At 72.9% G+C, this 24,386-nt stretch carries 24 protein-coding genes and 1 riboswitch; of the genes, 10 read left to right on the top strand and 14 right to left on the bottom strand.

The window, feature by feature from the left end; translation table 11 throughout:
- Positions 1 to 29 precede the first annotated feature (29 nt).
- Together pheA and AB0G16_RS32325 are read right to left on the bottom strand one after the other, a co-directional pair.
- Positions 30 to 950, bottom strand: a complete 921-nt coding sequence (pheA, locus tag AB0G16_RS32330) for a prephenate dehydratase (protein WP_362813699.1) — start codon at positions 948 to 950, stop codon at positions 30 to 32.
- Positions 951 to 1,005: 55 nt separating this feature from the next.
- Positions 1,006 to 2,421: a glycosyltransferase 87 family protein gene (locus tag AB0G16_RS32325; protein ID WP_362813696.1), complete on the bottom strand. Its 1,416-nt coding sequence runs from the start codon at positions 2,419 to 2,421 to the stop codon at positions 1,006 to 1,008.
- Positions 2,422 to 2,485: 64 nt separating this feature from the next.
- On the opposite strand from AB0G16_RS32325, the gene AB0G16_RS32320 reads away from it, so the two are divergent.
- A complete protein-coding gene (locus AB0G16_RS32320; protein WP_362813693.1) occupies positions 2,486 to 4,963 on the top strand; it encodes a hypothetical protein in 2,478 nt (825 codons plus the stop codon).
- Here AB0G16_RS32320 and mptB read toward each other — a convergent pair.
- From mptB to AB0G16_RS32305, 3 genes are all read right to left on the bottom strand, one after another.
- A complete protein-coding gene (mptB, locus tag AB0G16_RS32315; RefSeq protein ID WP_362813690.1) occupies positions 4,845 to 6,305 on the bottom strand; it encodes a polyprenol phosphomannose-dependent alpha 1,6 mannosyltransferase MptB in 1,461 nt (486 codons plus the stop codon). The genes AB0G16_RS32320 and mptB overlap by 119 nt on opposite strands.
- Positions 6,306 to 6,386: 81 nt before the next feature.
- Complete coding sequence (locus tag AB0G16_RS32310) at positions 6,387 to 7,067, bottom strand: glycosyltransferase (protein WP_362813687.1); 681 nt, start codon at positions 7,065 to 7,067, stop codon at positions 6,387 to 6,389.
- 122 nt (positions 7,068 to 7,189) lie between these two features.
- Positions 7,190 to 7,558: an STAS domain-containing protein gene (locus AB0G16_RS32305; protein ID WP_362813684.1), complete on the bottom strand. Its 369-nt coding sequence runs from the start codon at positions 7,556 to 7,558 to the stop codon at positions 7,190 to 7,192.
- Between the two features lie 229 nt (positions 7,559 to 7,787).
- Between AB0G16_RS32305 and AB0G16_RS32300 the strand changes: the two genes are divergently transcribed.
- Complete coding sequence (locus tag AB0G16_RS32300; RefSeq protein WP_362813682.1) at positions 7,788 to 8,420, top strand: hypothetical protein; 633 nt, start codon at positions 7,788 to 7,790, stop codon at positions 8,418 to 8,420.
- Here AB0G16_RS32300 and AB0G16_RS32295 read toward each other — a convergent pair.
- A complete protein-coding gene (locus tag AB0G16_RS32295; protein WP_362813679.1) occupies positions 8,412 to 9,542 on the bottom strand; it encodes a HAMP domain-containing sensor histidine kinase in 1,131 nt (376 codons plus the stop codon). The two genes, AB0G16_RS32300 and AB0G16_RS32295, sit on opposite strands and share 9 nt — an antisense overlap.
- Entirely contained in the window at positions 9,539 to 10,234 is a 696-nt protein-coding gene (locus AB0G16_RS32290; protein WP_362813676.1) for a response regulator transcription factor, read from the bottom strand. Before AB0G16_RS32290 ends, AB0G16_RS32295 begins: the two co-directional genes overlap by 4 nt.
- A 118-nt stretch (positions 10,235 to 10,352) precedes the next feature.
- Between AB0G16_RS32290 and AB0G16_RS32285 the strand changes: the two genes are divergently transcribed.
- From AB0G16_RS32285 to yidC, 3 genes are all read left to right on the top strand, one after another.
- On the top strand, positions 10,353 to 10,520 hold the full coding sequence (locus AB0G16_RS32285; protein ID WP_362813673.1) for a hypothetical protein: 168 nt from the start codon (positions 10,353 to 10,355) through the stop codon (positions 10,518 to 10,520).
- Positions 10,517 to 10,783, top strand: coding sequence for a DUF6412 domain-containing protein (locus tag AB0G16_RS32280; RefSeq protein WP_362813670.1), 267 nt, complete (start codon positions 10,517 to 10,519; stop codon positions 10,781 to 10,783). The genes AB0G16_RS32285 and AB0G16_RS32280 overlap by 4 nt, the downstream gene beginning before the upstream one ends.
- Positions 10,784 to 10,929: 146 nt before the next feature.
- The gene (gene yidC, locus AB0G16_RS32275) at positions 10,930 to 11,625 is read left to right on the top strand and encodes a membrane protein insertase YidC (RefSeq protein WP_362813667.1); all 696 of its coding nucleotides are present in this window, start codon (positions 10,930 to 10,932) and stop codon (positions 11,623 to 11,625) included.
- A 150-nt stretch (positions 11,626 to 11,775) separates the two neighbouring features.
- On the opposite strand, the gene AB0G16_RS32270 is transcribed toward yidC, so the two are convergent.
- Positions 11,776 to 12,207, bottom strand: coding sequence for an ATP-binding protein (locus tag AB0G16_RS32270; protein ID WP_362813745.1), 432 nt, complete (start codon positions 12,205 to 12,207; stop codon positions 11,776 to 11,778).
- Positions 12,208 to 12,382: 175 nt separating this feature from the next.
- Positions 12,383 to 14,254, bottom strand: coding sequence for a PAS domain S-box protein (locus AB0G16_RS32265; RefSeq protein ID WP_362813665.1), 1,872 nt, complete (start codon positions 14,252 to 14,254; stop codon positions 12,383 to 12,385).
- Positions 14,255 to 14,379: 125 nt separating this feature from the next.
- On the opposite strand from AB0G16_RS32265, the gene AB0G16_RS32260 reads away from it, so the two are divergent.
- A complete protein-coding gene (locus tag AB0G16_RS32260) occupies positions 14,380 to 14,964 on the top strand; it encodes a methylated-DNA--[protein]-cysteine S-methyltransferase (RefSeq protein WP_362813662.1) in 585 nt (194 codons plus the stop codon).
- A gap of 39 nt (positions 14,965 to 15,003) precedes the next feature.
- Here AB0G16_RS32260 and AB0G16_RS32255 read toward each other — a convergent pair whose 3' ends face one another.
- The 4 genes from AB0G16_RS32255 to AB0G16_RS32240 all read right to left on the bottom strand — a co-directional run bounded on the left by AB0G16_RS32255 (position 15,004) and on the right by AB0G16_RS32240 (position 18,651).
- Positions 15,004 to 16,386, bottom strand: coding sequence for a cytosine permease (locus AB0G16_RS32255; protein ID WP_362813659.1), 1,383 nt, complete (start codon positions 16,384 to 16,386; stop codon positions 15,004 to 15,006).
- A riboswitch (TPP riboswitch) is annotated at positions 16,377 to 16,489 on the bottom strand. It overlaps the preceding gene by 10 nt.
- Before the next feature lie 120 nt (positions 16,490 to 16,609).
- Positions 16,610 to 16,933, bottom strand: coding sequence for a rhodanese-like domain-containing protein (locus AB0G16_RS32250; RefSeq protein WP_362813657.1), 324 nt, complete (start codon positions 16,931 to 16,933; stop codon positions 16,610 to 16,612).
- A 336-nt stretch (positions 16,934 to 17,269) separates the two neighbouring features.
- Positions 17,270 to 17,875, bottom strand: coding sequence for a TenA family protein (locus AB0G16_RS32245; protein ID WP_362813653.1), 606 nt, complete (start codon positions 17,873 to 17,875; stop codon positions 17,270 to 17,272).
- 101 nt (positions 17,876 to 17,976) lie between these two features.
- On the bottom strand, positions 17,977 to 18,651 hold the full coding sequence (locus tag AB0G16_RS32240; RefSeq protein ID WP_362813650.1) for a DM13 domain-containing protein: 675 nt from the start codon (positions 18,649 to 18,651) through the stop codon (positions 17,977 to 17,979).
- A gap of 156 nt (positions 18,652 to 18,807) precedes the next feature.
- On the opposite strand from AB0G16_RS32240, the gene AB0G16_RS32235 reads away from it, so the two are divergent.
- Entirely contained in the window at positions 18,808 to 19,452 is a 645-nt protein-coding gene (locus AB0G16_RS32235) for a GPP34 family phosphoprotein (protein ID WP_362813647.1), read from the top strand.
- A 40-nt stretch (positions 19,453 to 19,492) separates the two neighbouring features.
- Here AB0G16_RS32235 and AB0G16_RS32230 read toward each other — a convergent pair whose 3' ends face one another.
- Positions 19,493 to 20,722, bottom strand: a complete 1,230-nt coding sequence (locus AB0G16_RS32230) for an LCP family protein (RefSeq protein WP_362813644.1) — start codon at positions 20,720 to 20,722, stop codon at positions 19,493 to 19,495.
- A 425-nt stretch (positions 20,723 to 21,147) separates the two neighbouring features.
- Between AB0G16_RS32230 and AB0G16_RS32225 the strand changes: the two genes are divergently transcribed.
- The 3 genes from AB0G16_RS32225 to AB0G16_RS32215 all read left to right on the top strand — a co-directional run.
- Complete coding sequence (locus AB0G16_RS32225; protein ID WP_362813641.1) at positions 21,148 to 22,659, top strand: hemolysin family protein; 1,512 nt, start codon at positions 21,148 to 21,150, stop codon at positions 22,657 to 22,659.
- A complete protein-coding gene (locus tag AB0G16_RS32220; protein WP_362813638.1) occupies positions 22,656 to 23,690 on the top strand; it encodes a hemolysin family protein in 1,035 nt (344 codons plus the stop codon). The genes AB0G16_RS32225 and AB0G16_RS32220 overlap by 4 nt, the downstream gene beginning before the upstream one ends.
- A 354-nt stretch (positions 23,691 to 24,044) precedes the next feature.
- A partial coding sequence (locus tag AB0G16_RS32215; protein ID WP_362813635.1) for an ice-binding family protein occupies positions 24,045 to 24,386 on the top strand: 342 nt, incomplete at its 3' end.

The following is a 24,386-nucleotide window of genomic DNA, read 5'->3' as shown; positions in this document are numbered from 1 at the left end:
CGGCGGGGGCGCCCCGGTTCGAGCCCGGTTCAGACCTGGCCGGTGCGGATCCTGTCCAGCCAGCCCGCGGCCTCGGCGAAGGCGTCGTCCTCGGTGCCGGGCTTGATCTGCGGGGACAGGGCGTCGGCGCGCGGGTAGCTGCCGAGGAACCGGACCCTGGAACAGATCCGGTGCAGGCCGGACACGGCCTCGCCGACGCGAGCGTCGGCGATGTGCCCCTCGAAGTCGAAGTGGAAGAAATAACGGCCGATGCCGTCACCGGTCGGGCGCGACTCGATGCGGGACAGGTTGACGCCGCGGACGGAGAACTCGGTCATCATCTCCAGCAGGGCGCCCGGATGGTCGTCGGCCAGGAAGGCGACCAGGGAGGTGCGGTCAGCGCCGGTCGGCCCGGGCAGCGGCCCGGGACGGGAGACCTGGACGAACCGGGTCACGGTGTCGGTGCGGTCGCCGATCCCGCCGGCGAGCTCGACCAGGCCGTAGTGCTCACCGGCGATCCGCGCGGCGATGGCCGCGTCGTACGGCGATCCCGGGAGCGCGACCTCCTGTGCCGCGGCGGCGGTCGACGGCGCGGCGACCACCACGGCGTCGGGCAGCTCGCGGGCGATGAAGTTGCGGCACTGGGTGATGGCCGCCGGGTGGGTGAAGACCCTCTTGATGTGGGCGATCTCGGTGCCGGGGCGCGCCAGGAGCGAGAACTCGACGGGCAGCAGCAGCTCGGCGGTGATCAGCAGCGACTCGCCCCGGGCGAGCTCGTCCAGGGTCGTGGTGATGGCGCCCTCGAGCGAGTTCTCCAGGGGGACGACGGCCCCGTCGGCCTGGCCGCGCCGGACGGCCTCCAGGGCCGCGGGGACGTTCGCGCTCGGCAGGCGCTCGGCCCCGGGCACCAGGATGCGCAGGGCCTCCTCGGTGAAGGTCCCCTCCGGTCCCAGGTAAGCGAGTTTCGGCATGTCCCCAGGTTAGCCGGGACCCGCCGGAAAATGCGCGCAGGATCACACACTCGGGTCATTCCCCCGCCGTCCGCCCCGTTCCGCCATGTGGTCGCCCCGTCTCACGGGATGGTCCCTGCCGGAGGTGGGCCGCCTCCCGTCCCGGCAGCCACACCCCGAGCAACCAGACCAGGACCAGCGCGCCCAGCCCGAACCCGTTCTGCACGATCTTGCCCAGCACCGGGCTGAGCACCGGGATCTCCGCCGCCTTGATCGTCACTCCCCACCACGGGATCGGCAGCACGTAGTAGAGCCAGACCCCTACGGCCACCCTGACCCTCACCGGGTCGCGTCCGTCGCCGGCCAGCGCGCCGATCACCACGACCACCCAGGCGAGGTGGTGGATCCACGCGACCGGCGAGAGCAGCACGGCCATCAGCCCGACCAGGGCGACCCCGGCCACCGGACGGCCGTCGAGCAGCGCCCTGCGGGCGTACCGGAAGCCGTACCAGGCGACCACGGCCACCAGGGCGATCCAGAGCAGGGTCGTCGGCGTGTCGGGCAGGTAGAGCCGGATCAGCATGCCGCGCATCGACTGGTTGGTGGTCGCGGCGTTGGCGCCGAGCCGCTCGGGGTCGAGCAGCGCGCGGAACCAGAAGTCGGCGGCGTCCGCCGGGATCACCAGGAACGGCAGCAGGGTGAGGAGCGCGGCGGTGAGGGCGGCCGTCAGGAAGGCCTCGCGCCGCTCGCGCCTCGCGCCCGGCCCCAGGGCGGTGATGAGCAGGTACACCAGGAAGACGCCCGGGGTCAGCTTGACCGCGGTGGCCAGGCCGATCAGCAGGCCCCGGGGCCACATCGGCCGCCGCGCCGCGCAGTCGGCCAGGCAGAGCGCGACGAGCAGGATGTCCACCTGGCCGAAGCGCACCTGGTCCCTGATCGGCATCAGGTAGGTACAGGCGATCATCAGTGCGGCGAACAGCAGCGGAACCCACAGACGGCTCAGCACGTGCCGAGCGCCCCGCCCGCCCCGCCCGTCCGCCCCGGCGGGACGGTCGCGGGCATCGGGCTCCTCCCCTCGGCCCGGCCCGCCGGCGGGGGCGATCCGGTCGAACACGGCGCGGAAGGAGAGCCACACGGTGACCGCGAGGGTCAGGAAGATCAACGCGGTCCACGCCCACTGCGCCGCCGGCCACGAGATCGCCGCCAGGGGGGTGGCCAGCAGCGCGGCCACCGGCGGGTAGGTGAACGGCAGCAGTTGCGGCGCGGGCGTCACGAAGTCGTAGACGGGCCGGCCCCGCAGCACGGCCTCCCCGCCGGTACGGTACACATCCAGGTCGACCAGGCGCTGGTCGTCCACGTTGCCCAGCCAGTGGAGCACCAGCGGGGCCACCGCCACCACGAAGAGCGACAGCGCGGGCAGCAGCGCCGGCAGGCAGTGCGGCCACCGCGTCCACGGACTCCGTCCGGTCGCGGTGGGCTCGTCGGTCCTCACGACCAGGCAGGTTACCGTGGGGCCGGGAAAACGGCCGCCCGGCGGGTACGGACAGGGGGAACCGATGGTCTCGACGCAGCACGGTCACGGGTCCGCGCGCCCCGCCGCGGGGACCGGCGCCGCTCCGCCCACGCCGCCGCCCGCCCAGCCGCTCACCCCACGGCCCGCCTCGCGCCTCGTCCCCCCGCCCGCCCCGCGCTTCGCCCGGTCGGCCACCCCGCCGCCCGTCCCACGGTTCGCGCCGCCGTTCGCCTCCCGCTTCGTCCCGCTGCTCGTCCTCGTCTGCGCGCTCCTGGCCGTCCCGGCGTTCCTCGGCGCCGGCGCCGCAGAGGCCTCCTCGGCCGCCAGGGTCCTCCCCGGGCGGGTCGTGATCATCGGGGTGCCGGGGCTGCTCTGGAGCGACCTGGACCCGGCCCGGACCCCGAACCTGTGGCGGCTCGCCGGCGAGGGCGCCTCCGCGTCCATGTCCACCCGGACGGTCCCGCCTCCGGAGCGTGCGGTCACCTGCCCGGTGGCGGGCTGGCTGACCGTCTCGGCGGGCCAGCGGGCCGGAGCGCCCGGTGCCGGCTGCGCCGTCCCGCCCGCACCGCGGGTGACGCCCGGCGGCGGGGCGAGCGTGCCGGACTGGGCCGGCCTGTCCGCCTTCAACGCCACCACCGCCTTCCGCGCGGTCCCCGGGCGGCTGGGGCGGCTCGCGGCGGACGCCGGTCTGAAGGTGGCCGCGGCCGGGCCGGGAGCCGCCCTCGGCGCCGCCGACGAGTCGGGAAGGGTCGCCGGGTACGCGGCCGACGTGGCGGGACTCGGCGACCTCTCCCCGTACGGGCTGATCGTGGTGGAGGCCGGTGACCTCACCCGGGCCTGGACCGGCGCACCGGGCGCGTCCGGCGGGTCGGGCGGATCGGGCGGATCGGGTGGGTCCGGCGGGGCCGTCGTGCCTCCCGCATCGGCCTCCGCCGTTCCCCCCGAGATGACCGAACGGGTCAGGTCGGAGGCGGTCGCCGGGGCCGACCGCGTGGTGGGCGAGGTCCTCGGCCGCCTGCCCCGGCCGGGCACCGACGGTGCCGGGCCGTCGGGCACCACGGTCCTGGTCGCCGGTCTGGCCGACACCTCGCCCGCGCCGCACCTGCACGTGGCCATCGCCCACGGCCCGTCCCTCGGCGGCGCGCCCTACCCGCGCGGGTACCTCACCGCGGCCTCCACCCGTCAGGACGGCCTGGTCACCAACACCGACCTGACCGCCACCGCGCTCGGCCTGCTGGGCCTGCCGGCCCCCAAGGAGGTCGTGGGCCGCGCCTGGCAGGGCATCGGGCCGGGAGGGGAGCCGGTCGCGGCGACGGCCGGGAAGCTGGCCGACGACGACCTGGCGAGCCAGGTGCTCGTCACGGTCCGGGCGCCCTTCTTCGCGGTGCTCGTGGCGGCGCAGATCCTGTTCTACCTGCTGGCCGCCCTCGCGATCCGGCGCGGCCGGGGCGGGGTGCGGGCCCTGCGGGCCGTCCAGGTCGTGGCCGTGGTCAGCGGGGCCGTCCCGGTCTCCACCTTCCTGGCGCAGCTCGTCCCGTGGTGGACCCTGCCCGCCCCGATGGTCTCGCTGATCGTGACGATCCTCGGGTTCGCCTGCGCGATCACCGCGGTGGCGTTCGCCCGGCCCTGGCGGGCGCATCCGCTGGGCCCTCTCACCGTGGTCGCCGGCGTCACCTCGGTGACGCTGCTGGCCGACGTGATGACCGGCTCGGCGCTCCAGGTGAACGCGGTCACCGGCTACGAGCCGGTCACCGGCGGGCGCTTCTACGGCTTCGGCAACATCGCGTTCGCGGTCTACTCGGCCGGGACGATCCTGGCGCTGGCCGGGATCGCCCAGTGGCTGCTCCCGCGCGGCCGGCGCGCCCTCGCGCTCGCGGTCTGCGCGGCGTACGGGGGGCTCGCGGTGTTCGCCGACGGCTGGCCGGCCTGGGGTGCCGACTTCGGCGGGGTCCCGGCGTTCCTGGTGGGGGTCGTGGTCTTCCTGATCCTGCTGTCCGGCGGCCGGCTCTCACCGGTCCGGCTGGGCCTGACCGGCCTGGCGGGCGTCCTGCTGGTCGGCGCCATCGCGGTGGCCGACTGGAGCAGGCCCCCGGCGAGCCGTACCCACCTGGGCGCCTTCGTCCAGCAGGTGCTGGACGGGCAGGCGTGGACCGTGGTCGGCCGCAAGTTCTCGGCGATGGTCGGGGTCACGGTCGGCAACTGGTCGCTGACGCTGCTCACGCTGGTCGCGCTGGCGTTCCTGTTCCTGGTGCTGGACCGCCCGTCACGGTGGGGGGCCTCGGCGCTGGGACAGGCCTACGGGCGGGCGCCCGCGCTGCGCGCCGGGCTGATCGGCGCGCTGGCCTGCGCGCTGATCGGGTTCCTGATGAACGACTCGGGCATCGCGATCCCGGCGATGGCGCTCACGGTGGCGGTGCCGCTGACGCTGTCGGCCTGCGTGCGCGCCGTGCGCTCCTCACCGCCCGGTACGCCAGAGCGGCCGTCACGGCCAGCAGCGTCCACGGCACCACCCGCTCCCTGACCAGGGTCTTCATCCACGCCAGGTCCTCGGGGCGCAACGCCTCCCTGGCCGGGAGGTAGCCCAGCGAGAGGACCGTGATCCTGGCCACCATGAAGCCCTCCAGCGCGGGCCAGGAGACCATCGCCAGCAGCGCGAAGGCCAGCCCGTCGTACCAGGGCAGCGCGTAGGGGGCGGCGAAGAGCCAGGCGACCACCACCGCCGCGGCGACCGCGGGCGCGCCGTCGGAGGGCATGGTCCGCAGCAGCAGCCAGGCCAGGAAGACCATCAGGGCCAGGGAACCGGCCTGGATCCAGGCCGAGTACGCGCCGGGCCCGAACACGTCCTGAAGGCCGACCTTGACCAGGTGCCAGGGCGTGGCCAGGGAGACCTTCCTGCTCGCGGCGCTCACCTGGTCGAGCACGTGCGGCCCGGCGACGGCGTAGACGGCCAGCACGGTCGCCGTCGCGGTCCCGGCCACCACGGCGAGCCTGCCGGGTGAGCGGCGCAGCTCCCACGCCGGGCCGAGCGCGACCAGCCCGGCGTTGAGCTTGATCCCGATGCCGACCCCGAGCAGCAGCCCGGAGGCGGCGCCGCGCACCGCGAGCGCGGCGACCATGCAGGCGATGGCGAGGGTGTCGACGTGCATCCCGGCGGCGAGGTGGTATATCAGCAGCGGGTTGGCCGCCCAGAGCAGCGCCGCGCGCCGCCGCAGGCGCTCGTCCCCGGCGGCGAAGCGGTGCAGCAGCAGCGCCGTGCCGATGAACGCCGTCGCGTTGACCGCGGCCATCACGAAGACGGTCAGCCTGACCGAGTCGCCGCCCACCAGGCTCGCCAGCGCCTGCACGGCGGTGGCCACCGGGCCGTAGACGCTGGTCACCCCGGTCCACTCCTCGACCGCGTCGGTGACCGGGTCGCCGGGCAGGGCCGCGGGGGTGATCGCGTAGGGGTCGTGGCCGAGCGTGACCAGGCGGCCGTAGGCGGCGTAGTTGAGGTGGTCGGCCGACCCCGAGGGCGGCAGGAAGGCGATCAGGCCCGCCACGGCGCAGCCGGCCACGAGCAGCAGGCGCGCGGGCGGGCTCCACGCCGACCGGAGGGCTCCGGCGAGGCCGAGCCCGCCCAGGACGATCGCGGCGAGGCCCAGGCCGATGACCAGGTGGGGACCGGGGCGGGCGTCCAGCGCGTACGGGGGGTGCCAGGAGGGGCCGGGCAGCCCCGGCACCATCGCGGACGGGCCCAGCAGCCCGATGAGGACCGTGATCGCCGCCGAGAGCGCCAGGGCCGCGAAGGCGGCGACGTCCGGCCCGCGCGGCGCGTCACCGGCGGGACTCCGCCTCTCGTCGACGGCCGACGCGTCCCGGGTCACCGGCAAATTCCACCACATCTCCGGTGGTGTCCGGGGCGCCGCCCTCCGGAGGCGACGGCGGAGGGGTCAGCGGCGGAGGGGTCAGCGGCGGGCCAGCAGCGCGCGGGCGACGTCGCGGAACTGCCTGGCCCGGTGGACCTGTGCCCTCCAGTCCGTACCGGTGGCCCGGTGGGCCATCTCCACCTCGACCTCGCGCACGCGGAACCCCTTGCGCAGCAGGTCGATCGTGAGCCCCGTCTCCACGCCGAAGCCCCTGGCCAGCGGCCGGGCCGCCTCGAAGGCCGCCCTGGTCAGGCAGCGCTGGCCGTTGAGCGGCTGGGACGGCGTCCAGCCGGTGGCGCGCTCGACGCCCTGGCGGGCCAGCCTCACCACGAATCCGTGCCCGCCGAGCCTCACCCGGGTGACGAAGACGGCGATCGTCATGTCGGCCTCGCCCGAGGCGACCGGTTCGATCAGCGGCGCGGCCGTACGGGCGGTCTCTCCCAGGTCGGCGTCGAGGAAGAGCAGGTGCCGGGGGTCGGGGCCGTCGAGCAGGTGGACGGCCTCGGCGCCGCTCTCCATGGCGGCGGCCTTGCCCCGGTTGCGGTCGTGCCGTACGACACGGGCTCCGGCGGCCTTGGCGATCCTCCCCGTCCGGTCGGCCGAGCCGTCGTCCACGACCACGACGAGATCGACGCCGGGCAGTGCCAGGGCCGCGGCCACGGTGGCCCCGATCCGGTCGGCCTCGTCCTTGGCGGGGATGATCGCCGCCGTGCCGGTCATCGAGCACCTCCAGCGTTCGTGATCCCGGACCTCGGTCCTGACCTCGGTCCTGACCTCGGTCCTGACCTCGGCCTCGGCCTCGGGGAGGGGTGTCTCATCCTTGGCGTCTCATCCTTGGCGTCTCATTCTTGAGGACTCACCCCTGGGGCCCCGGAACTCGACAGCTTCTCCGGCATGGTCTCGTGCACGACGAAGACCGAGTCGAGTCCGGTGACCTGAAGGATCTTACGCACGGCCGGCCGAGGAGCCGCCACCTCCAGTGTGCCGCCGCGCTCACGCAGCCGCTTGAGCGCCGAGAGGAGCACGTTCATGCCGGTGGAGTCGCAGAACTCCACGGAGGACATGTCGAGGACCACGAGCATGGTCTGGTTCTGCCCAAGCAGCCGGGTGAACTCGGCCTGCAGGCGAGGCGCGGTATATAGGTCGATTTCGCCAATGATGGTCACGACGGTGTGCCCGGCATGAGATCGACTTGAGACTTTTAGCTCCACAGCGGGCACACTAGCGGCGCGAGAGCCGCAGGTCACGCTCTCTTGAACAACCCGAGTCGTCCGCCCTTTGTCCCCCGTTTCCGCCACACGGAAACCCTGAGTGCGCGAAGCTTGACACTGTGCGACACCGGCTTGGCCGGAAACAGGGAGGGGACCCGACACCTCCCGATCGCCGCTGCGCTACCGCAGCGGTGGCCGTTGAGTCACGAGAAACGGGCTCGAACCACCCATGAACACCGACCTACCCGAGGATCTCCAGCGGCAGCGGCTCCAGGAGCACCTGGAGTCCATGATCACACGCACCGGCAAGGCCACCTCGTGGCGCGATGCGGCGAGTTCACTGCGGAGCCTGGTGAACCACGAGGGACACGTCCCGATCAGGACACGTCTGTCGATCGAGGACCTCGACTTCCTCGAAGGGGCGCGCGAGGAGCTCCTCGACTTCGCCACGCTCGGCGTCCGACTGCTCGACCTGCACCAGCCGCGCGACGCGGGCGGCATCACCAGCGACGCCGCCCACCCGATCCTGCGGTGCCGCAGCTGCATGTGGCGGTGGCCGTGCCCGACGTTCCGCGCGATGGTGGAGTCCCTGGGCACCACCCGGAGGCTGACCTCCTTCCAGTACGTCGAGCCGGACACCGACGGCGAGTGCGCGCAGATGACCCTCATGGTCTCCGTACGGCCGGACGGCGAGGTCGCTCCCGCGCCGGCCTCCAACGGTTCCGGCACCGCCGGCGATCAGGGCCCCGGTCCCGGCTTCGGGCCGGGGCCGGGTTCCCCGAACGGGTCCGGGTCCGGGACGGGCCCCGGGAACCCCGGTGACTCCGGGACGGGCCCCGGGAGCGGCGGGGAGTCAGTCTGAGAGCGGCAGGCCGATCTCGAAGCGGCAGCCCGGGCCGGAGTTGACGACGCCGATCGTCCCCTCGTGGGCCTCGACGATGCCGCGCGCGATCGCCAGGCCGAGTCCCGCCCCGGCGCCGTCGGCGCCGGGGGTGCGGGCCGTCTCGCCGCGGAAGGCGACGTCGAAGACGCGGGGCAGGTCGTCCACGGGGATGCCGCCGCAGCCGTCGGCGACGGACAGCAGGGCGGTCCCGTCCCCGATCGAGGCCCGGACCACGACGGTGCCGTCGCCGGGCGTGTGCCTGATCGCGTTGACCACCAGGTTGCGCAGCGCCCGGGAGAGTTCGGCCGCGTCGGCCTGGACCGGGATCACCGGCGGGTCGACCTCGCCGGTCAGCCGTACCCCCTTGGCCCGGGCCGGTTCCTCCGCCCCGGCCAGGGCGTCGGCGACCAGGTCGCCGAGGCCGATCCGGGCGCGCGAGAGGCGCAGCGCCCCGGCGTGGATCCGGGACAGCTCGAACAGGTCGTCCACCATGCCCGACAGCCGGTCCACCTCCAGGCGGATCTGCCGGTGGTAGCGGAGGACGGTCCCGGAGTCGGAGACCACGCCGTCCTCCAGGGCCTCGGCCATGGCGCGCATGCCCGCCAGGGGGGTGCGCAGGTCGTGGCTGACCCAGGCGACGAGTTCACGGCGGGCACTCTCCAGGGCCCGCTCGCGCTCACCGGCCAGGCGCAGCCGCAGGTAGGCCTGGTCCAGGCTCTCGGCGATCGTGCCGAGCTCGGCGGGCAGGCCGCGGGGCGGCGTGAACTCCCCCGAGGCCGGTACCGCCTGCACCGCGCCGACGAGCCTTCGGCTGGCCGCCACGACCCGCCGGGCCAGCACGGACGCGACGCCCAGCCCGACCAGGCCGCCCACCGCGACCACGCTGAGCACGATGTCCCTCGGCGTACCCTCGATGATCATTTTCAGGGTGATGGCGACCACGCCGCCCAGGGTCGCCACGACGGTCACCACCGCGACCACCGCGAGCATCACGCCGATCGACCGTTCGCGCAGCAGCCACATCGCGCCCAGCCCCGCCACCGCGACCAGCAGGCCGAGCCCGGCGGTGACCGCGACGATCAGCACCATCTCGTTGATCATGACTCCGCCAGCGGCTCGTAGCGGTAGCCGACGCCCCAGACGGTGACGATCCGCCGCGGGACCGTCGGATCGGGTTCGATCTTCTCGCGGAGGCGTCGGACGTGGACGGTCACCGTGGAGGAGTCGCCGAAGGACCAGCCCCAGACCTGGTCGAGCAGGGCCGAGCGGCTGAAGGCCTGGCGGGGGTTGCGCATCAGGTGGGCCAGCAGGTCGAACTCGCGGGCGGTCAGCATGATCTCCTCCCCCCGGAACCTCACCTCGTGGGCGCCGACGTCGACGGTCAGGTCCCCGTCCCTGAGCACCCCGGTGCCGGTCGGCAGCGAGGCGCCGCGGGCCCGGCGCAGCACGGACTGCACGCGCAGGGCCAGCTCCCGGGGGCTGAAGGGTTTGGTGACGTAGTCGTCGGCGCCGGTCTCCAGGCCGACGACCCGGTCCATCTCCTCGCCCAGCGCGGTCAGCATGATCACTGGGACCGGCCACCGCTCCCTGAGCTTCCTGCACACCTGCAGGCCGTCCATCTTCGGAAGCATCAGGTCGAGCACCATCAGGTCGGGCGGATCCGCCAGCGCGCGCCTGAGCGCCTCGGCGCCGTCACCGACACACTCGACCGTGTGACCGTCACGTTCCAGGTACCGGGCCACGACCTCGGCCACCATCGGATCGTCGTCGACCACCAGAATCCGCGCGCTCATGGGTCACCACGGTAGGCCCGCCGGGGACCGGCCTCCCCGGCCCGCCGCCGGTCCACGCGCACCCGATCGTTACGATCACGTCCCCCGCGGTCCGGCCGGCCGACGTACGGTGGAGCACATGAGTCGTATCGTGATGGCGGTTCTGGGCGTCCTGCTCGGGCTCTACGTGGTGTTCGGGCTGGTGCTGCCCGCCCTGGTCGGGCTGCTGAAGTTCGCGCTCGTCCTGGCGGTGCTGGCCTTCGTGGTCGTCGCCGTGGTCACGGTGGTGGCCAGGGTCAAGGGGTGAACCTGCTGCTCGCCCTCCAGACGCTGGCCGTCTGGATGTTCGACGGAGGCGGCGTGCCGGCCGCGGCCGCCGTGGTCGGGCTGGGCGTGCTCCTGCTCGCCTGGGCGCTGCGACCCGCGCCCGTCTTCTCCGACGCGGGGCCGCGCTCGTCGCTGTCCCGGCGCGATCGGGCCAGGCGGACGATGTTCGTCCGGCAGCGCGACCCCGACGCGGCCGGCAGGTCCCGGCCCCGAGCACCCTCCGCGGGCCCGGCGCCCGCGTAACCCCCTTCCTCCCGCACGGGTGTGATCCCGTGCGGGCACCGCGTCGTGAGCGCGCCCCCGGCGCGGCACGCACGCGTACCGGAAAGATCCCCGTGGTTCGCGGGCGCCTTCTGTGCCGTCTCCATCCCGCTCAGAAGGGCCCCGTCATGTTCGACCCCGTTCTCGGCCTCACCGCCGGTCTGATCGCCGCACTCGCCGAGCCGCTGGGCTCCACCGCGGCGGCGATCGTCGTGTTCACCGTCCTCGTCCGCCTTCTGCTGCTGCCGCTGAGCGTCATGCAGGCGAGGGGGGAACGGGCCCGGACCCGCCTCGCGCCGCAGGTGGAGCGGCTCAGGAAACGCCATGGGCGCGACCCCGAGCGGCTCCGGAAGGAGCTGGCCGCCCTGTACGCCAAGGAGGGGACCTCGCCGCTGGCGGGCTGCCTGCCGTCCCTGGCGCAGGCGCCCTTCCTGATGGTCGCCTACCAGGTCTTCGCCTCCTCGGCGATCGCCGGGCACGCCAACGCGCTGCTGACCCACGGTCTCCTCGGGGTGCCGCTCGGACAGCAGTTCGCCGGTACGGTGGCCGGATTCGGCCTGCTCGGCGGCCCGACCCTGGTCTTCGCCGGGCTCTTCCTGCTGCTCCTGGCGGTGGCGTGGGTCACCTCGCGGCGGATACGGCGCACGATGAGCCCGGACGTCCGGCCCGCGGCGCTGCGCCGGGTGATGCCGCTGCTGCCGTACGGGACCGTCCTGGTCGCGGCGGTGCTTCCGCTCGCGGCCGGCGTCTACCTGCTGGTCAGCACGGCCTGGACCGCCGGGGAGCGGGCGGTGCTGTACCGTCCCGTGCCCGCCGCGGGCTGAGCGGCCACCGCGGGCCGAGTGACCGGCGGGGCTGAGCCGCCGGCGCGGCGGGGACGCCGCGGTCCGTCCGGAGGGCCGGGTGGGGGTTCCGTCCCGTCCCATGACAGGTGGGACGGGACGGAGACCGCGCGGGCGGATCGGGTGAGGGGGTCAGCCGCACTCCCTGAGCGCGGGCTCGGGGGTGGGGACCCGTCCGTTACCGGCCGTGTCGACCACCGTGACCACCGCCCACACCGTGGTCACGTCCCCCTCGTGCCTGACCCCCCATGTGGAGGCCAGATACTCGACGATTCCGAGGCCCCGTCCCCCCAGGGAGGAGAGCGTCGGGCGTCCGGCCCTCGGTTCGGTGGCCGCGCCGCCGTCACTCACCGCGACCTCGACGTGTTCCTCGTTCCATTCCCAAGACACCCTGATCTGCCCCGACGGCAACGGGTGCGCGTGACGCAGCGCATTGCTCAGCAGTTCGCTGACGACGAGTACCGCGTCCTCCACAGCGGCCTCGTACACACCCCGTTCCTGCAGGTCAGAGCAGAGGCGTTGGCGTGCGACAGCGACGCTGGACGGTGCATACGGCAACAACACGACGCTCGACGCACTCACCTCCCCGTATCCCTGATCCCCCCTGAGGAACTCACCCCAGTACGACCGAAATGCCCCGTTACGCAGCCATGGAAACCGAGTGTCAACTACAGCTTGTGCACATTCGACAATAGATCAGCACATCCGTTACGGTCTCGTTACCGCTTCGGCGTGTCGATCAGGTATGGGCGCCGGGCGTGTCGGCGATGCGCAGTGCGAGCCTCATCCGGGTTCCTCCGGAGGGCCGCGAATGGGCGGAGACCTCCCCTCCCTGGGCCCGCGCCAGGCTTCGCACGATGTACAGCCCGAGGCCCACCCCGCCGAACCTGCGGCGGTCGCCGCTGTCGGCCTGGACGAAACGCTCGAAGACCCGTTCCCGGCTGGCGTGCGCGATGCCCACGCCCTCGTCGTCCACCACCAGCACCACGCATCCGCCCTCCCTCCAGGCCTGGACCCTGATCAGGCCGCCGTCCGGGGAGTACTTGAAGGCGTTCTCAAGGAGCTGGCCCAGCAGGATGTCGGTGGCCAGCGGGTCCCCGGAGACCGCGGGCAGGTCGTCGGGGACGTCGACCTCCACCCGGTGCAGGTCGGAAAGGCCCGGCAGCCCCAGCGTGGCCGCCCGCACCGACGCGGCCAGGTCGAAGCTCTCGATCCGCAGGGTGAGCTCGCCCGCGCCGGCCCGCGCGCCCAGCAGCAGGTGGTCCATGAGCTGACCGAGGGAACGGGCCCGCTCGGCGATGGTGTGCACCGCGGAGCGTCGCTCGCCGTCGGTCATGTCGTCCCAGCGCGCGTCGAGCGTGCCGGCGAAACCCCGGACCACGGTGATCGGGGTACGCAGTTCGTGGCTGGTGGTGGCCAGGAAGAGGTCCTTGGCCTCCTCCAGTTCCTTCGCGCGGGTGACGTCGCGGAAGTCGAGCACGATCTCGCCCGTCTCCACGATCTCCGCGCAGAGCACGTCCAGCCAGGTGCCCGAGGGGAGCTGGAGGGTGAGCTTCTCCCCCGGCGCGGGCAGCCGGAACGGTGGCGGGCCGCCGATGACCTCGGCGGCGTGGAAGCCGGTCAGCTCGCTCGCGGCCGGGTTCCACCGGACGACCCGTCCCAGGTCGTCGAGGACCGCGATGCCGTCGGCGCTGGCGTCGAAGACCGCCCGTTCGTGGGCGCGCTGCCGCAGGGCCTCCTGGTAGGCCATGGCGTTGCCCACGGCGATGCCCGCGTGACCGGCCAGCAGCTCCAGCAGCTCCAGCTCCAGGTGGCCGGCCTTGCGCTTGGCGAACAGCGCGTACAGCGCGCCGTACGGCCGCCCGCCCATGGAGGCGAGCCCGAGCGCGATGGTGTGCAGGCCGGGCAGGTGCGACCAGATCAGCTCGTCCAGCCGGCCCTGGTCACCGGTCTCCAGCATGACGGTCCTGCCCTCGCGCAGCAGCCTGCCGACCAGGCTGGTGCGCAGGTCGGCGGTGGAGTCGCGCAGCGAGTCGGGCAGGTTGTGCCGGGCCACCAGGCGGAGCCGGTCGCCCTCGATGAGCACGAACCCGCCGGCGTCGGCCCCGGTCAGCTCCGCGAGGCTGGCCGCGATCCGGTCGAGCACCGCGGGCAGCTCCAGCTCGGCGTTGATGTCGGCGACCACGTCGGTGAGCCTGCGCACCAGCCGGCCGCGGCGCGCGTTGCGGTCGTCGGCGCTCTCGTCGTCCTGGGCCAGGTGGTAGACGCTGACGTACCCGACGAGGGTGCCGTCCGGCGCGTGGAGCGCGCCGGTGTCGACCCGCACGTCGATCAGGCTGCCGTCGCGGCGGAACCGCTTGGTCCGCAGCGACACCTGTCCGCCGGTCCGCACCTTCTCCAGGACCGCGTTGTGCTCGGCGGTCAGCTCCTCGGGCACCACCGGCGCCCTGCGGCCGATCATCTCCGCGGACGGCCAGCCGAACAGCCGCTCGGCCGCGGGGTTCCACGCCAGGACCGTCTGCTCGCGGTCGATGGCGACGATCGCGTTGGGCGCGGCGGCCACGACCTCGCGGCCGATGCCCCCTTCGATACCGGCCCTGTAGTCCACCACACACCCATAGTGCCGTCCCGGCCGGTCTGATCTTGGCACTTTCGGCCCGCACGTGTTGCCGGTGGCCGGGCGATCCGTCCGATACTCTGCGGTCACCACACACCTGAACACGAAAGGGTGGGGCCATGTCATCCGGCGACATCGATGCATTGCTACGGGTGACCTCGCCCGACTACGTCGGGACGAGTCACCCCGACATCGCGTTCGGCACGCTCGACGGCCCGCTGGGGCGGCTGACCCTGGCCGTGACGGCCCGGGGTGTGGTGGCCTGCAGCTACGAGGACGAGAACGTGATCTTCGAGCGGATCAGCCGGGAGGTCGGCACCTTCATCGGACCGGACGCCCGCCGCCTCGACCCGGTCCGCCGGGAGCTGGACGCCTACTTCTCCGCCCGGCTCCGCGCCTTCACCACACCGGTCGACCTGCGCCTGGCCACCCAGTTCTCCAGGACCGTGCTGCAGATGATGCTCGCGGTGCCGTACGGGACGGTGACCACCTACCGCGAGATCGCCGAGCGGATCGGCAGGCCCCGGGCGCTGCGCGCGGTGGGCAACGCGCTGGGCAGCAACCCGGTCTGCGTCATCGTGCCGTGCCACCGGGTGGTCGAGAGCGAGGGAGTGCTCGGGGGGTACGCCGGTGGCCCGGCCGCCAAGGAACGGCTGCTGCACATCGAGTCCACCGGCGCCTCCCGCGGGTCCGGCCTCCCGTAGGTCCTCGCCCGACCCGTCTCAGCCCCCGTCCGACCCGTCTCAGCCCTCGCCCGACCCGCCGAAGCGACGCCGGAGCGCGCCGAGGGCCAGGGTGACCAGGGCGGCGACCAGGAACGCGCCGACGGCCGCGCTCATCCACGGCTGCCGGGTGAACCCGACCAGGTCGCGGGCACCGTTCCAGAACGAGGTCCACCATGCCAGCTCGGGGGCGGTCGGCAGGGCGGTGAGCATCCACCAGGCCACGAAGCCGAGCACCCAGGGGACGATCATGAGGCCGCGCGAGGGCGCGGTGGCGGAGGTGTCCCAGTTCGCGGCGCCGCCGAGAAGGAAGTAGTCGACCACGAGCACCGCGAACATCGGGACGAAGACCGCCCCGATGATGCCGAGGAAACCGGTGTACTTGTCCGCCTCGACGAAGATCGCGAGCAGCGTGACCAGCGCGCCGATCACGACCGAGATGACCCTGCGGTCCAGCCGGGGCAGCAGGTTCTGCAACGAGGTCGCGGTGGAGTAGACGTTCACGAACGACTGGTCGGTCTCGCGCAGCACCAGGACGCCGAGGAACAGCGGGCCGAGCGCCACGGCCACGAAGGGCTCCCAGATCCTGGCCGGGTCGTTGCCCACCAGCGCGAGCGCCGCGATGCCCAGCACCAGGCAGGCCACCTGGGCGATCGTGTAGCCGCCGACGACGCCGGTGAAGGAGGCCCTGCCCGAACGGGAGAACCGGGCGAAATCCGCCGCGACCGGCACCCAGGAGATCGACAGCGCGATCACGTAGTCGACCGAGGGGGCGAACGCCTCCCACGAGTCGCCGCCGATCGCCGGGCCGCGCTGGAACAGGGCGACCAGGAACCAGACCATCGAGATCACCACGGCGACGGTGACGTACCTGCGCAGCAGGCGGACCGCTCCCAGCGGCCGGATGGTCAGCGCGGTGGTGATCACGCCGGCGACGACCACCCAGACCGGGTAGGGCACCTCGAACCCGAAGGATCCGGCGATGGCCTGAGCGCCCTGGGCGATGACCCAGAGCTCGAAGGCACCCCAGCCGACCATCTGGACGATGTTCAGCACGGTCGGCAGGTAGGACAGCCTGGCCCCGAACAGCCCGCGCAGCAGCACCATCGCCGGAGCGCCGGTCCGCTGCCCGGGGATGGCGGCCAGGCCTACCATCGCGGTGCCGACGAGGCTGCCGACCACCGCGGCCAGGATCGCGGCCGCGAGGCTCAGCGGCCGGTCGCCGAGGGGGTTGATCAGCGCCACCGCGCCGGAGAAGCCGAGCAGGCTGACACCCAGGTTGGCCCAGAGCGCGCCCTGGTCGAGGACGCCGAGCGCCCGGGGAGGAGCCTCGTCGAGGGTGAGGGGGGCCTCGGCCGCCCCCGGATTCGCGGAACTCGCGGAGTCAACGGCGGCAGACGCCATCACATGCTCCCTACGCCGGCATTACCCGGACAGGTTCATGCGGTCGGCAGCAGCTGTAGCTGCCCTCTCAGCCTGGTTGCCCCAAGCTCCCGCGTCGGGTGGTACGCGAAGCCGGGATCACCCCAGCTCGCGCCCATCATGATGCACCATCCGCCCGGATTCAGCCAGCGCCGGGGTCAAGACGAGGGCGGGCCCGCCCGGCTCGCGCGGCGCGGCCCGCGGCTCAGGCGACGAACGGGTCCCGGCCGCCGTCGGCCACCATCGGGCGTCCGGCGAGGTCCCAGGACTGCATGCCCCCGCCGACGTTGATCGCGTTCCAGCCCCCGTGGTTGAGCCAGGCGGCGGCGCTCGCCGAACGGCCCCCGACCCGGCAGACCACGTACACGGGGGCGTCCTTGGGCACCTCGCCGACCCGGGACTGCAGCTCACCCATCGGGATGTGAACGGCTCCCGGCGCGTGCCCGGCACGCCACTCGTCGTTCTCGCGCACGTCGAGCAGGAACGCGTCATCCGGCACGGCCCGCACCTCTACCTCAGGAACACTCATGCCCCCATTGTTTCAACTCCTCAGGTGAACGGGGTGCAAAGCCACTCGGACGCCCTCATCCGGACCCTCGATCTCCCCCGATGACGGGACGGACCGGTACGACCTATCACCGGACGGCCGGTCCATGCGATGTCGGGAAGGGCGGACATGAGCGACCGTTCGGCGACACAGTTCACGCCGACCGGAAACGACCGGCCGTCCGGCGGCACGGGCCGGTACGGGCGAGTACGGGCGGGTACGGCCGATCACCCCGTGACGCAGGCCGGGGCGGACGGGCACGGCCGTCCGCCCGGCGTCGCCCGGGCGCGGCTCCGGAGGGGGATTCGCGGCGCGAGGTCAGGGCACGTCCCAGAAGGCCAGTTCGTGGGCCATTCCCTCGGTGAACAGCCGCCGTGCCCGGTCCGGGTCCGGTGCCGCCTCGTCGATCATCACCGCGATCCGCCCGGTCAGCTCGGCGAAGCCCGGGTGGGCGTAGGTGTCGACCCAGGCCCGGTAGCGCGGCTCCCGCGGCGGGTTCTCGGCCAGCATCCCGCCGAGCGTGGAGTAGCCCCACATGCAGGGGTAGAGCGCGGCCAGGCCGTCGGCGTAGACCGCGGCGGAGTCGAGCAGGAAGGCGGTGTAGGCCGCGCAGGCCGGCCCCTTCACCGCCCCGTCGAGGTCCGCGCCGAATCCGGCCGACAGGGACCGGTGCAGGTTCAGCTCCTCGTGGAAGGTGGCGTGGGCCAGGTCCACGAGGTCGCCCAGATGCCCGTCGGGAGCCTGCCACGCCAGCCGCGAGAAGACGCGGACGTAGTCGAGCAGGAAGAGGTAGTCCTGCTCCAGCCAGGACCGGAACACCTGCTCCGGCAGGTCTCCCCGCGCGATGCCCGCCACCGTCGGATGGGTCAGCTGTGCCTCGACGAGCGGGCGGCCGATGACATGCAGTTCCTCGGAAACGCTCATAGTCCGGGCATTGTGCCAGGCGGGTGCGCGCCCTTGCCGGGACGGTGCCGGAGAGGGGTCGGAGAGGGGCCCGGGGCGGTGCGGGGGGACCGCCCGCCGGGTCACCTCAGGGCGGCGGCGCCGAAGGAGACGCTGAAGCGCTTGCACCAGATCGTCACGGTCTCCAGGCCGTCGAGGTCGGCCCCGGCCGGGATGGCGTAGTTGGCGTCACCCCGGTTCCCCTTCAGGTCGCCCAGTTCCAGGTGCCTGCCGTCGTCCAGGTTGAACCAGCCGGCCCTGCCCCGCTTGACGGGCTGGTCGCTCAGCCAGACCCTCAGGTCGGGACCGTCGGAGGTGTTCAGGTCCTCGATCCGCAGGATCCGGCTCCCGTCCGCCAGCTCCAGCACCTCCGCCTTTCCGGTGGTCTCGTGCTCGTGGGAGACGAACGTGCCCCCGGCCAGGCTCTTCGGCCGGGTGGACACCTCGGCGGGCTTCGTCCGCCCGGTGGGACCGCCCGTCCCGCCGTCCTCGCCGGCCGTGCCGCCGTCCTCGCCGCCTGTCCCGCCGTCCTCGCCGGCCGTGCCGCCGTCCTCGCCGCCCGTGCCGTCACCCGTACCGCCGCCGGGTGAGGTCGCCGGCGCGGAGGACGCGCCCGTGACCGGCAGTGCCTCGTTCACCTCGACCACGGTGAACACCCGCCAGGGCTGGAACAGGTACAGGGCGACGCCGACCGCCACCGCGCCGATCGCCAGCACGCCCCACGTGACGGGGTGCCGGAGCAACCTCTTGACTCTCATCCATGCCTCCAGCGTTCGAGACCCCCTGGCCTCGGCCCCGGGAAAGGAGGTCAAGGGCGTTCCCGCGGCCTCGGCCCGACGCTATCGCCGGCGGGGGCGCCCATCGCTTACGGAGTGCTTACGCCCGCGGCGGACCCGCGACGTAGTGTCGGGGCCATGACGACGATCGCAGAGGAAGTCCTTCTGCTCGCGTACGGCGAGAAGGACGGCAAGCAGCTCATCGGCTCCACGGAACTGGACGCCGCCATCGGCGGCGCCCTGCTGGGTGAGCTCGCCGTCGCGGGCCGGATCGACCTCACCGACAAGAGGCTCGTCGTCCGCGACGCGACGCCCCTGGGTGACGAGGAGCTGGACGCGCCGCTGGCACGGATGGCCGCGGAGACCAAGGCGCGCAAGCCCGAGTGGTGGGTGCAGCGGCTCCAGACCGGCAAGCTCCGCAAGCGGCTGCTGACGCGCCTGGCGGAACAAGGCGTGCTGGACGAGGAACGGCGCAGGACACTGGGGATCTTCCCGAGCAACCGCTATCCCGAGCGTGACCCGCGGGTCGAGCTGGAGATCCGCGAGCGGGTGCGGAACGTGCTGTCGGGCGCCGTCCCGGACGAGCGGGTCACGGTGCTGATCTCGGTCCTGCACGCGGCCAGGATCGACCGTAAGGCGTTCCCGGACGCGAGCAAGGAGCGGATCAAGGAGATCATCGAGGGCGGGTGGGCCGGCAAGGCGGTCTCCGACACCATCGCCGCCGTCAACGCCGCGGTGATGACGGCCGTGATCGCCTCCACGGTGATCACCACCACGAGCTGAGACCGGCTCCCGCCGGGGCCCGCCCGCCCCGGCGGGAGGCCTACCTGGGAAGGACGTCCTTGGGGACGGCCTTGTCCTGGGCCAGTGCCTCGAACATGCGCAGGGCCTTCTCCCGGTCCCACCTGATGACGTCCTGGCCGTCGACGTTGGCCAGGGACCCGACCGGGACGACCGTGGTGACCGGGTTGTCCCCCATGGAGAGACCCAGGGAGAGCAGGTCGAAGACCCCGGTCCCCTCACCCACGGACACCGAGTCGGCGGCGCTCAGCGCGAGCGGGACGGACGTGAAGGGGTTGATCAGGACGCCCGGGCTGGCGGCCTTCTTCACCACCGCCGAGAAGAACTGGCGCTGGCGCTGGGTCCGGTCCAGGTCGGGAAGGCCGCCCGTGGCGCGGGTGCGGACGTAGCCGAGGGCCGTTCCGCCGTCCATGACCTGCCGGCCCTTCTTCAGGTCGATCCCGGCCTTGGGGTCCTTGATGTTCTGCTTGACGTCGATCTCCACCCCGCCGATGGCGTCGACGATGCCGACGAAGCCTCCGAAGCCGATCTCCATGTAGTGGTCGAGCCGCAGGCCGGTGACCTTCTCCACGGTCCTGGCGAGCAGCTTGGGGCCGCCGTCGCGGAAGGCGTAGGCCGCGTTGAGCTTGTTGCTGCCGTGGCCGTCGATCGGCACGTAGGAGTCCCGGGGGAGGCTGACCAGGGTCGGGCGGCCGTCGCCGTCGGGGATGTGCAGCAGCATCATCGTGTCCGTGCGGCGGCCCACCGCCTTACCGGTGGCGAGCTTCTTGCGCTGGGCCGCGGTCAGGCCCGCCCGGCTGTCGGAGCCCACCAGCAGCCAGTTGGTGCCCGGCGTGTCGGCCGGGCGGCCCTCGTAGTCGCCGAGCGCGTCGATCGTGACCAGCCGGGAGCTGATCACGAAATATCCGCCGATGGCGAGGACCAGCAACACGACGACCAGGCCGGCGAGGATCCGTACGGCGAGCCTGCCGGGACGCTTGGGCCGCCAGCCGGACCCGCGCGGGCCGCCGCGCCCTTCCGGTCCGCCGGGACCGCCCGAGCCGCCCCCTCCCCGGGGGCTCTGCGCCGAGACGACGGGGGGCGGTGCCTGGGACCCCTTCAGCGGCCTGACCGGGCCGGCGCCCGACCTGGCCTTGCCGTACACCCGGGAGCTTCCCCGGGGGCGCGGCACCTCCCCGGCGGCCTCCTCCCGGGCGGACGCCTCGTGGGCCGACGCCTCGCGCGCGGGCGCCCCGCGCCGCGGCGCCGTCACCTCCTGCAGGGGCGGCGCCGACCCGCCTCGCGAGGGAGAGGCGGGCTGCCCGGCCGCTCCCCGCGGCACGGGCCCGGGCGTGGGCGATCGCAGCGCGCGTGTGCGATCGTCGTCTTCGGGCCTGTCAGCCACGTCGTGTCCCGCCACTTCTCGATCTTTGGTGAAAACGTCATTATCGACGCTACGTCGTGGCTCACGCCCGTGCCGCCGGGTCCCCAAGGTTTCCCTGTGCAAAAGTACTCATAGGGGTATTCGACGACCAACACTGTGATCGACGGCCGATCCGGAAACATCAGCCCCCACCCGCGTCGTTACGGTAGAGGACTACCTCTGCCCGAAAGGATGATCGTGTCCACTGCGGACCCGTGGAGTACCTGCCCGTGCGAGCGCACGGGACCCGCTGAACCGGCCGGGAGCACCCTGCGGTGAACACGGCTTTGGGCCTGCTGGCCGTACTTCTTCTCACCCTCGCCACCGGTTACTTCGTCGCCCAGGAGTTCGCCTTCGTCGCGGCCGACCGGGGTGTGCTGCGCGAACAGGCCGACGCCGGAGACGCGGCCGCCGAGCGGGCGCTGGCCGTGACGGGACGCCTTTCGTTCATGCTGTCCGGCGCGCAGCTCGGCATCACCGTCACCGCCCTGCTGGTCGGCTTCATCGCCGAACCCGCGATCGCCACCGTCATCCGCCCCTGGCTGGAGGCCGCCGGCGTTCCCCGGGGGGCCGTGCCCGGCATCGCCGTGGCGCTGGCGGTCGCGGTCGCCACCGTCATCCAGATGGTCCTGGGCGAGCTGGCCCCCAAGAACCTCGGCATCGCCCGTCCCGAGCCGGTGGCGAAGTTCCTCGCCCGCTCGACGATGATCTACCTGCGGATCGCCGGGCCGGTCATCCGGCTGTTCGACTCCGCCGCCACCGGCCTGCTGCGCCTGGTCGGCGTGGAGCCGGTGGAGGAGATCGAGCACGGCGCCAGCCCCGAGGAGCTGTCCCGGATCATCTCCGACTCCGCCACGACCGGTGACCTGCCGCCCCGGCTGTCGGAGCTGCTGGAGCGCGCGCTGGAGTTCGGTGACCGGACGGCCGAGGACGTGATGGTGCCCCGCCCGCGCGTCGTGCTGCTGAGGGACGAGCGGCCGATCTCCGACCTGATCGAGGCCGTGCGCACCCACGGGCACTCGCGCTATCCGGTGCTCTGCAGCCGTAACGGCGACGACGTGGTGGGGGTCACCGGCGTACGCGAGCTGCTCAGGTCGGGGCTGACCGACGGAGCACTGGAGAAGATCACCCGCTCCGCGCTCCTGGTGCCCACCTCCCTGCCGCTGCCCGTCGTGCTGGAGCGCATGCGCGTCGCCCGCGACGACCTGGCGTGCGTCATCGACGAGTACGGCGGCCTGGCCGGGGTCGTCACCGTCGAGGACCTCGCCGAGGAGCTCGTCGGCGAGCTCATCGACGAGAACGACCCGGAACCCGCCGGGGTCGTCGCGGGCGAGGAGGGCACCTGGGACCTGCCCGGGACGCTCCGGCTCGACGAGATCGAGCGGGCCATCGGCCTGCAGCTGCCCGAGAGCGACGACTACGACACCGTCGCGGGCCTGGTGCTCGCCACCCTGGGCCGGATGACCGAGCCGGGCGACCGGGTGACCGTCACGCTGACCCTGCGGAACGACCCGTTGGAGAACGACGGCGCCGACGAGCAGGAAGCGGCGCTGACGGTCCTGTCGGTGCACCGCAGGGTGCCCGAGTGGGTACGGCTCTCGCTGGCCGTACCGCAGGGGGCCGACGCCCCGGGGAACGGGGCGGGGAGAACGGCGGCGGACGCCGGAGGAGACGACGAGCCGACGACGCCCGCACCACGGATGATCGAGCGCGGTCCGGAGATGCCCGTGATCGGGCGCGCCCCCGAGACGGCCATGATCGAGCGGAGTGAGGTGAAGGGACGATGAGCACCACGGCGGCACTGCTGCTCGGCGTGGCCCTGCTGATCGGCAACGCCTTCTTCGTGGCCGCCGAGTTCGCGGTCATCTCGGCCCGCAGGCACCGCCTGGAGGAACTGGCGGGCAAGGGGGGCCGGCTGACCCGGATCACCGCCCGCGCCGCCGTACGCGGCGGCAGGGAACTCTCCCTGATGCTGGCGGGGGCGCAGCTCGGCATCACGCTCTGCTCGCTCGGGCTGGGCATGGTGACCGAGCCCGCCATCGAGCACCTGCTGGAACCGGTCTTCGCCGCGATCGGTGTCCCCGAGTCGCTCCAGGTCCCCATCTCGCTCGTGATCGCCCTGGCCCTCGTCACCTTCCTGCACATGGTGGTCGGCGAGATGGCTCCCAAGTCGTGGGCGCTGACCCACCCGGAGACGGCGGCGATGAGCCTGGCCCTGCCGTTCCGAGGTTTCACCTGGCTCGTCCGGCCGGTGCTCGCCACGCTCAACGGTCTGACCAACCAGATCCTGAGGCTGTTCGGGGTGCACCCCAAGGACGAGCTGGCCACGACCAGGACCCCGGTCCAGCTGGCGATGCTGGTCGGGGAGTCGGGCCGGATGGGCCTGCTCGACCGCGATGAGCACGACCTGCTCACCCGGGCGCTGAGGGTTCACCAGCAGCCCGTCGAGCGGCTGATGCTCTCGCTGGCGGAGACCACCTCCGTGCCCGCCGACGCGACCGGAGCGCACATGCGCGAGGTCGCCGTGCGCGACGGGCACCTGCGCATGCTGGTCACCTCCGGCCGTCCGGGCGACGTGCTGGGCGTGGTGCACGTCAGGGACGTCCTGGTCCGCCCCGAGGCGACCCCGGCCGAGCTCGCCCGCCCGGTGCCCCGCCTGAAGGCGGGTACCACGATCCCGGACGCGGTCTCCGTCCTTCAGGACGCCCGCGCCCACCTGGGACTCGTCACCGACGGCGGCGGCGAGGTGATCGGCATGGTGAGCCTCACCGACCTGCTCGGCGAGCTTCTGGACGTCCGGGTGCTCGCGACCCGCTAGCGGGCCCTCCCTCCTCGCGACGGGCCGCCGGTTCACCGGATCGGCGGCCCACCTCGGCGGCTCACCGGGAGACGCTCACGGTGAGGACCTCCTCGCCGAACATCCGTACCAGATCGCCGTGAACGGCCGCGAACACCTTTAATGACCCAATTCAGGTAGTACTCCAAAAAGTACTACTCTATGGTTCCTTGCGTTGATTTTCTCGTCCATGCCTATGTACCGGTTAACACACAGGCAGGTTCCGCGCGCATGTCGTACGACAGAAATGGCGCCATTCATCAGTATGATCCGAATGAATGGCGCATCCTTGACAATGCGCTTGGACGGGAAAATCAAAAAGAAAAGAACCGAATCATGACGGAGACCAGAACCTTCACCTTCGCGCGGCGCGATACCGCATCTTCCTGGCGAGCCCTGGCCATGACAGCGGTCATCGCGATGGGGGCCCTGGTGGCGACACCGTCTCCCGCGAGCGCGGCGGAACCGGTGGAACTGGGAACGGCGGGCACGTTCGCGGTCCTGGGCGGGACCACGGTCACCAGCACCGGCCCGACCGTGCTCACCGGTGACCTCGGGGTGAGTCCGGGCACGGCCATCACCGGCTTCCCACCCGGCACCGTGACCGGCACCGTCCACGCGGGCGACGCCACCGCCGCCCAGGCCCAGGCCGACCTCACCACCGCCTACAACGACGCC

Origin of the sequence: Streptosporangium sp. NPDC023615, assembly GCF_040640155.1 — a bacterium.
Classification (GTDB): Bacteria; Actinomycetota; Actinomycetes; order Streptosporangiales; family Streptosporangiaceae; genus Streptosporangium.
Note: the sequence above shows the minus strand (reverse complement) of the source record. Positions and strands in the feature narration are given on the sequence as shown.